General features: G+C 43.2%; 1 protein-coding gene. It reads right to left on the bottom strand.

Translation table 11 applies throughout. The features are described from left to right. A partial coding sequence (locus tag RM541_RS17400; RefSeq protein WP_311501403.1) for an IS110 family transposase occupies positions 1 to 383 on the bottom strand: 383 nt, incomplete at its 3' end. Positions 384 to 563: the final 180 nt, after the last annotated feature.

The following is a 563-nucleotide window of genomic DNA, read 5'->3' as shown; positions in this document are numbered from 1 at the left end:
GTTTTCCCGGGGAGTGTGAAAGGCACAAGCTTATGGGTATTGCTTGCTCCGTAATGAGCAATACGAAGTGCGTCGGCTGAATCCGTCTTTCCCCGCACTATCCCCATGGAACGCTTTACTTCCATCGGGTTTAGCAGGAAGTAAGGAATATTTTCCTTTTCCAAGTAAAAGCAGGCAAGGCTCCCGAAGTGACCCGTGTGCTCCAGGCATACCCACAGCTGATAATAGTTGCTGTATTCTTTTAGGGATTTGATCAATTCCTTTAGTCCCTTTTCGTCATTGAGGCATTTTTTATCCCTGAACACTTCCCGATTGTCCTGATCAACAGCCGCGTAATCCAAAACATCCTTGGAAACATCGATTCCGATAAACAAATTTTCCATAACTTTATCTTTAAGATTATACAAAACCTGAAGTGACCAGAAGGGTTCAAACTAACGCTATTAATAAGTCTGAAAACTTAGCATTCTAAATGGTTCTAGAACCCGAAAGAAGGTGGGGACTGATGCTCAGCATAAGCCAAAAGCTTAAGAGTCGAAATAGTTCACCCCATCTTCTCTGGT

This window comes from Autumnicola psychrophila (assembly GCF_031846645.1).
Classification (GTDB): domain Bacteria; phylum Bacteroidota; class Bacteroidia; order Flavobacteriales; family Flavobacteriaceae; genus Autumnicola; species Autumnicola psychrophila.
The sequence above is the reverse complement of the archived record's forward strand: the minus strand, read 5'-3'. Positions and strand labels throughout refer to the sequence as shown.